General features: G+C 73.6%; 8 protein-coding genes and 1 pseudogene. 5 read left to right on the forward strand and 4 right to left on the reverse strand.

The features are described from left to right. Positions 1–820: pseudogene (locus tag CKO13_RS09655) on the forward strand (polyphosphate:AMP phosphotransferase); the annotation flags it as partial. Here CKO13_RS09655 and CKO13_RS09660 read toward each other — a convergent pair. After that, on the reverse strand, positions 804–1,190 hold the full coding sequence (locus CKO13_RS09660; RefSeq protein ID WP_200260150.1) for an RNA-binding S4 domain-containing protein: 387 nt from the start codon (positions 1,188–1,190) through the stop codon (positions 804–806). The pseudogene CKO13_RS09655 and the gene CKO13_RS09660 sit on opposite strands and share 17 nt — an antisense overlap. Positions 1,191–1,204: 14 nt before the next feature. Next, positions 1,205–1,699: a ribonuclease E activity regulator RraA gene (rraA, locus tag CKO13_RS09665; RefSeq protein WP_200260153.1), complete on the reverse strand. Its 495-nt coding sequence runs from the start codon at positions 1,697–1,699 to the stop codon at positions 1,205–1,207. Positions 1,700–1,785: 86 nt separating this feature from the next. Here rraA and CKO13_RS09670 point away from each other — a divergent pair, with 86 nt between their 5' ends. From CKO13_RS09670 to CKO13_RS09685, 4 genes are read left to right on the forward strand one after another with little or no spacing between them, the layout of a single operon-like run. Then, on the forward strand, positions 1,786–2,748 hold the full coding sequence (locus CKO13_RS09670; protein WP_200260156.1) for a GGDEF domain-containing protein: 963 nt from the start codon (positions 1,786–1,788) through the stop codon (positions 2,746–2,748). A 19-nt stretch (positions 2,749–2,767) separates the two neighbouring features. Continuing rightward, positions 2,768–3,874 carry a RuBisCO large subunit C-terminal-like domain-containing protein gene (locus tag CKO13_RS09675; protein ID WP_200260159.1) on the forward strand — a complete coding sequence of 369 codons (1,107 nt, stop codon included), beginning with the start codon at positions 2,768–2,770 and terminating at the stop codon, positions 3,872–3,874. 16 nt (positions 3,875–3,890) lie between these two features. Beyond that, positions 3,891–4,361 (forward strand): cupin domain-containing protein, encoded by a 471-nt coding sequence (locus CKO13_RS09680; RefSeq protein WP_200260161.1) that lies wholly within the window; start codon positions 3,891–3,893, stop codon positions 4,359–4,361. A gap of 28 nt (positions 4,362–4,389) precedes the next feature. After that, complete coding sequence (locus CKO13_RS09685; protein ID WP_200260164.1) at positions 4,390–5,673, forward strand: HlyC/CorC family transporter; 1,284 nt, start codon at positions 4,390–4,392, stop codon at positions 5,671–5,673. Here CKO13_RS09685 and CKO13_RS09690 read toward each other — a convergent pair. Beyond that, on the reverse strand, positions 5,670–6,167 hold the full coding sequence (locus tag CKO13_RS09690) for a chemotaxis protein CheW (RefSeq protein WP_200260167.1): 498 nt from the start codon (positions 6,165–6,167) through the stop codon (positions 5,670–5,672). The genes CKO13_RS09685 and CKO13_RS09690 overlap by 4 nt on opposite strands. A gap of 41 nt (positions 6,168–6,208) precedes the next feature. Continuing rightward, the coding region (locus tag CKO13_RS09695) for a chemotaxis protein CheW (RefSeq protein ID WP_200260170.1) at positions 6,209–6,720 on the reverse strand (512 nt) is incomplete at its 5' end.

Consider the following 6,720-nt stretch of genomic DNA (forward strand, 5'->3'; position numbering starts at 1 on the left):
GCTCGCCGAGGCCTGCGAGCAGCGGCTCGCCGGCGAGGAGACCGCCGTGGCGGCCGCGGCCCGGCCGCCGGCACCGCCGGCGCCGCGGCGGCGCCGGCGGCTCGCCGAGCTCGATCTCGAGGCCCGCCTGGACAAGGCCACCTACCGCCGGCGCCTCGCCGCCGCCCAGGAGCGCCTCGCCCGCCTGAGCCGCTCGCCGGCCTTCCGCGACCGCGCCGTAGCGGTCGTCTTCGAGGGCCAGGACGCCGCCGGCAAGGGCGGGGTCATCCGCCGCCTCACCGAGCCCCTCGACCCGCGCTACTACCGGGTCGTCCGCGTCGCCGGGCCCTCGGACGAGGAGCGGGCCCGGCCGTGGCTGTGGCGCTTCTGGCGCGCCCTGCCGGGCCACGGCCGCCTGGCCGTCTTCGACCGCTCCTGGTACGGCCGGGTGCTCGTCGAGCGCGTCGAGGGGCTGGCCGACGAGCCCGCCTGGCAGCGCGCCTACGAGGAGATCAACGACTTCGAGGCGCAGCTGCTCGAGTCCCGGATCAGCGTCGTCAAGCTCTGGCTGGCCATCGACGCCGACGAGCAGCTGCGCCGCTTCCGCGACCGCCAGGCCAAGCCGCACAAGCGCCACAAGATCACCGACGAGGACTGGCGCAACCGGCAGAGGTGGGCCGCCTACGAGGCGGCCGTCGAGGACATGCTCGCGCGCACGAGCACCCGCGGGGCGCCGTGGGAGGTGGTGCCGGCCAACGACAAGCGCTACGCCCGGGTGCGCGTCCTCGAGCACCTCGCCGCCCGCCTCGAGGCGGCGCTCGAGCTCAACGACCCTTCTTGAGCTGCGACAGCCGCCGGCGCTCCCGCCGGTCGGGGCGGTGGTCCGGGCGCGGCGCCGCGGCGGCGCTCAGCCGCCGCTGCTCGGCCTCCCGCTGGCGCCGCTCACGGCTCTCCTCGGTCTCCTCGTAGAGGGTCTCCGCCACCCTCGCCGGGCCGCGCTGCTCGGCGAGGTCCTGGACCACGACCTCGAAGCGCTGCTCGCCCTTGGTGATCGTCAGCCGGTCGCCGACCCGCACCGCCCGGCTCGGCTTGGCGCGGCCGCCGTGGACCTCGACCTTGCCGCCCTGGACCGCCTCGAGGGCCAGGCGGCGGGTCTTGAAGAACCGCGCCGCCCAGAGCCAGCGGTCCAGGCGCACCGAATCCGCACTCAACGCCGCGACCTCCCCTAGCCGCTCAGCTGCCGGTCCGCCACGACGATGCCGTCCTCGTCGACGTAGATCCACTCCCCGGGCTGGAGGGTCACGCCGGCGAAGCTCACGGAGACGTCCCGCTCGCCGAGCCCCTTCTTCTGGCTCTTGAGGGGGTGGGTATTGAGGGCCTGGACGCCGAGGTCGATCCCGGCGAGCTCGGCGCTATCCCGGACGCAGCCGTAGATCACCACCCCCGCCCAGCCGTTGTCGCGGCCGGCGGCGGCGAGCCGGTCGCCGAGCAGCGCGCAGCGCATGGAGCCGCCCCCGTCGACGACGAGCACCCCGCCGTTGCCCGGCTCGCGGAGCGTCTCGCCGACGAGGACGTTATCCTCGAAGAGCTTGAGGGTGGTCACGGGCCCGGCGAAGCGCCGCCGCCCCCCGAAGCCGAGGAACATCGGGTTGACGACCCGCAGCTGCACCTCGGGGTCTTCGGCGTAGGCATCGCAGAGGTCGGTGGTGAGGTACGCCATGAACGCCTCCGTTGGGCTCGGCTAGCTGGTTGCGCACAGTTGGTTTAAGGTGACGCTGATACGAGGCCAACTCGAGAGTCGTGGGCATGACCGCACCGTCTTCCGGCACCAGCACCCCGGAGTGGCTCGCCAGCCTGGGAGCCTACCTCAGCGCCCTGGCCGATAGCCACGGCCACGCGGAGGCCATCCAGGCCCTCGTGGAGCACTGCGTGGCGCTCATCCCGGGCCACGGCGGCGAGCTCTGGCACAGCGCCCTGGAGGGGGAGGGCTGGCAGCTGAGCGCGCGCTGGTCCCCCGACGGGAAGGTCGCCTACACGCCCGCCCAGGCCCGGGTGCAGACCCTCCCGCCGCAAGGGGAGAACCAGCTCTGCCTGGCGCTGACAGCGCAGGGGCTGACCCTCGGCGAGCTGCGCCTCGAGGGCGCCGAGGCCCTCGGCGAGGAGCAGCACGCCCTGCTCAGCGCCCTCGCCAGCGCCGCGGCCGTCGGCCTCGCCGGCCACACCCTGCAGCGGCGCGTCCGCCAGCGCAACGTCCGCGACCCGCTCACGGGGCTGTTCAACAGCCGCTACCTCGAGGATACCCTCGAGCGCGAGCTCCACCGCGCCCAGCGGATCGCCGCCAGCCTCGTGCTCGTGCGCCTGGAGCTCGACCACTTCAGCGGCATCGGCCAGCGCCACGGGCTGGATACCGCCGAGCGGCTGCTCCAGGCCATGGCCGACTGGATCCAGCGCTCCTTCCGCGGCTCGGACGTCTGCTGCCGCTTCAGCGAGGGCGGCTTCGCCCTCCTGCTCCCCGACGCCCCCCTGAGCAGCGGCCTCGCCCGGGCCGAGGGGGTGCGCGAGGAGCTCAGCGAGCTGCGCGTCCGGCGGCGCGGCGCCCCCCTGGAGCCGGCCTCCGTCTCCGCCGGCGTGGCCGCCTACCCCGACCACGGGAGCAACCGCGACACCCTGCTCGACGCGGCCGAGAGCGCCGTCGCCCGCGCCCGCGACCAGGGCGGCGGGACGACCCTCGTGGCCGAGTTCACCGGCCCCCTGTCCACCCACCCCTGATACCTGCAAAGGAGCTGTTGTGTCCGAGGCGTTGCGAGTCACCTACGAGCTTACCTGCCGGCCCGGCGAGGACCCCGAGGACAAGGCCCGCGGCGTGGCCCTCGAGCAGAGCGCCGAGCTGCCGTCGCGCTGCATCCCGGCGCACGTCTACGACGAGGTGGTCCCCCGCATCGAGGCCCTCGAGCCCCGCGAGGACGGCCGCTACCACCTCGTCCTCGCCTTCCCCGAGGCGATCACCGGCTACGAGCCGACGCAGCTGCTCAACAACCTCTTCGGCAACATCTCCCTGAAGAGCGGCATCCGGCTCACCGACATCCAGTGGACGCCGGCGCTGCTCCGCGCCCTCGGCGGCCCGCGCTACGGGATCGCCGGGGTGCGCGGGCTCCTCGGCGCCGGCGAGCGGGCGCTGACCTCCACGGCACTCAAGCCCCTCGGCCTCGACACCGCCACCCTCGCCGGCTACTGCGCCGACTTCGCCCGCGGCGGCATCGACCTCATCAAGGACGACCACGGCCTCTGCGACCAGGCCAGCTCGCCGTTCCGCGAGCGCCTCCACGCCTGCCAGCGCACGGTCGACGAGGCCAACGCCGCCACCGGCCGCGCCTCGCTCTACCTGCCCAACGTCACCGCCCCGCGCGGCGAGCTCGAGGCGCGCCTGGACGCCGCGCAGGAGGCCGGCTGCAAGGCGGTGCTCATCTGCCCCTTCCTCACCGGCCTCGACGCCCTGATCTGGGCCCGGGAGCGCTACGACCTGGCGCTGATGGCCCACCCGGCCTTCGCCGGCTCCGTCGCCGGCGCCGAGCACGGCCTCGACCCGGCCCTGCTGCTCGGCGAGATCACCCGGCTGTTCGGCGCCGACATGGTCGTCTACACCAACGCCGAGGGGCGCTTCCCCACCTACGACCAGCCGCTGTGCGAGCGCATCAACGACCGCCTGCGCCGCCCCCTCGACGGCATCCGCCCGGCGCTGCCCACCCCCGGCGGCGGCGTCGACGCCGCCCGGGCGGGGTATTGGCTCGAGCGCTACGGCCGCGATACGGTGCTGCTCATCGGCGGTAGCCTCTACGCCCAGGGGGACCTGACCGCCGCCGCGCAGCGCCTGCAGGCGGTCGTCGAGGGCCACTGAGCGCGGGAGCCGGGAGATGGCGGCAAGCGACGGTGAGGGCTCGAGGGTCTTCCGCGAGCGGGACTTCCGCTGGCAGGGCGTCACCGAGGAGGCGTACAAGGCCGAGGGCACCCACTTCAGCGGCGCCCGCCGCCAGACCCTCGTCGGCGCCGGCGCCGGCGGCGTGAGCCCGGGCTTCGAGACCCGCTACTTCGAGGTCGACCCGGGCGGCTACACGAGCCTGGAGTACCACGAGCACGCCCACGTCGTGGTCATCGTCCGCGGCCGCGCCGAGGTCGTCCTCGGCGGCGCGCTCCACGCCGTCGAGCCCATCGACTGCCTCTACATCGCCCCCAACGAGCTGCACCAGCTCCACGCCACCGGCGAGGAGCCCCTCGGCTTCCTGTGCATCGTCGACGGCGAGCGCGACCGCCCCCGGCGGCCCGACGCCGAGACCCTGGCCCGGCTCTGCGCCGATCCCGCCCTGGCGCAGCGCATCCGTACCTGAACGACCCGGCGAGAAGGCCCCTTCTTCCTTGAGCGAGATCCCCCTCAGCCTGCTCTTCACCGCCCTCGGCGTCCTGATCGTCCTCTCCGGCTGCTTCTCCGGCTCGGAGACGGCGCTGATGTCGCTGAACCGCTACCGCATGCGCCACCTCGCCAAGCAGGGCCACCGCGGCGCGCGCCTCGCCGAGCGGCTCCTGCGCCGCCCGGACCGGGTCCTCGGCGTCATCCTGCTCGGCAACAACTTCGTCAACATCGCCGCCTCCTCCCTGGCGACGGTCATCGCCATGCGGCTCTACGGCGAGGGGGCCATCGCCGTGGCCGCCGGCCTGCTGACGCTGGTCATCCTGATCTTCTCCGAGGTGGCGCCGAAGACCCTCGCCGCCATCCACCCCGAGCGGCTCGCCTTCCCCGGCGCCTACGTCCTCTGGCCCCTGCTGCGGCTGCTCTACCCCCTCGTCTGGCTGGTCAACGCCTCGGCCAACGCCCTGCTCAGCCTCATCCGGGTGCGGGTCGAGGACGTCTCCTCGGGCCAGCTCAGCTACGAGGAGCTGCGCACGGTGGTCAACGAGGCCGGGGGGCTGATCCCGCAGCGCCACCAGCGCATGCTCCTGAGCATCCTCGACCTGGAGCAGGCGAGCGCCGAGGAGATCATGATCCCGCGTCCCGAGATCGCCGGGATCGACCTCAACGACCCGTGGCCGGAGACCCTCGAGCGGCTGATGAACAGCCAGCACACCCGGCTGCCGGTCTACCGCGACACCATCGACCACGTCCTCGGCTTCATCCACCTGCGCCGGGTCGCCGGCGACCTCGTGCGCGGCAGCTTCACGCCGGAGGACCTGGAGGCGCGGCTGACCGAGCCGCTCTTCATCCCCGAGGGGACGGGGCTGCACACCCAGCTGCTCAACTTCCAGCACCACCGCGAGCGCATCGGCCTGGTGGTGGACGAGTACGGCGAGATCCTCGGGCTCGTGGCCCTCGAGGACATCCTCGAGGAGATCGTCGGCGAGTTCACCACCGACCCGGGGGCGGTGACCCAGTCGATCACCCGGCGCAGCGACGGCATCTACCTCGCCGAGGGCAGCGCCACCGTCCGCGAGCTCAACCGCGTGCTCGGCTGGGAGCTGAGCACCGGCGGCCCGAAGACCCTCAACGGCCTGATCCTCGAGAAGCTCGAGACCATCCCCGAGCCGGGGACGAGCCTGCTGCTCAACGGCTACCCGGTGACCATCATCCAGACCCAGGGCAACCGGGTGAAGGCCGCCGAGATCCAGCCCCAGCGCCCGGCCTCGGCCCGGCCAACAAGCCCCTAGAGGCTGCTGACCTCCTGCCACTCGTCCTCGGTGAGCAGCTTGTTGGCGTCGACGAGGATGAGCAGCCCGTCGTCCCGGCTGACCACGCCGTAGATATAGCGCGCCGACTCCTCGTTGGCGACGTTCGGGGCGGTCTCGATCTCGGCGGCGCGCACGCTCGCCACCTCGTCGACGCCGTCGACGAGGATGCCGGCGACGTTCTCGCCGACCTCCATGACGATGATCCGGCTCTTGTGGTCGGCCTCGCGCGGCTCGAGGCCGAAGCGCAGGCGGGTGTCGATGACGGTCACCACCTTGCCGCGCAGGTTGATGATGCCGAGGACGAACGACGGCGCTCCCGGGACCGGCGCGATCTCCGACGGCGGCAGGACCTCCTGGACCTGCATGACGTCGATGCCGTACTCCTCGTCGCCGAGCCGGAAGGTCACCCACTGGCTCGTCGGGCTCTCCGCCTGATCGAGATCCTCCAGCTGGACCGATTCGCTCTCTGCCATGATCAGCTCCCGTTCGCTAGGGGAATTGGGGCCCGAGGCGGCTATTCTGCCCGGGGCGTCGCGGCGAGGCCAGCGCCGTCCTCGGGCGGGACGTCGCGCTCGAGCAGCGCCACGAGGGCCTCGGGGTCGAGCAGCGCGCACAGGTGCTCGCGCACGGTGCCGGCCAGCCACGGCCGCCGCCCCTGCGCCGAGCGCCACTGGACCTGCTCGGGCTGGAGCTTGAGCACGTCGCCGAGCTCCCGGGTCGACAGGGCCCACTCCCCCTCGCCGAGGACCAGCAGCCGGCCCCGGCGCCGCTCCGCGGGCGGCGGCCGCCGCTCCTCGGGCAGCACCAGCGCCGCGGTGTCGACGACGCGCACGTAGCGGCCGCGGTGGTAGATCGCCCCGTGCATCCAGTACGGCTGCCCCAGGGCCGGCTCGACCTGCTCGTCGCGCTCCCAGGAGAGCACGCTGTGGAGCTTGACCAGCGGCACCGCCAGGCGCATCGCCCCGGCGCGCAGGAGCAGGGCCTGGAACCAGGGGCGCGCCCAGCCGGGGGGCGCGCCCCTGGTTC

Source organism: Halorhodospira neutriphila, from assembly GCF_016584055.1.
GTDB lineage: Bacteria > Pseudomonadota > Gammaproteobacteria > Nitrococcales > Halorhodospiraceae > Halorhodospira > Halorhodospira neutriphila.

Coding starts and splice junctions, on each gene's coding strand:
- CKO13_RS09670 (WP_200260156.1), top strand. CDS start 1,786: ATGACCGCACCGTCTTCCGGCACCAGCACCCCGGAGTGGCTCGCCAGC.
- rraA (WP_200260153.1), bottom strand. CDS start 1,699: ATGGCGTACCTCACCACCGACCTCTGCGATGCCTACGCCGAAGACCCC.
- CKO13_RS09680 (WP_200260161.1), top strand. CDS start 3,891: ATGGCGGCAAGCGACGGTGAGGGCTCGAGGGTCTTCCGCGAGCGGGAC.
- CKO13_RS09690 (WP_200260167.1), bottom strand. CDS start 6,167: ATGGCAGAGAGCGAATCGGTCCAGCTGGAGGATCTCGATCAGGCGGAG.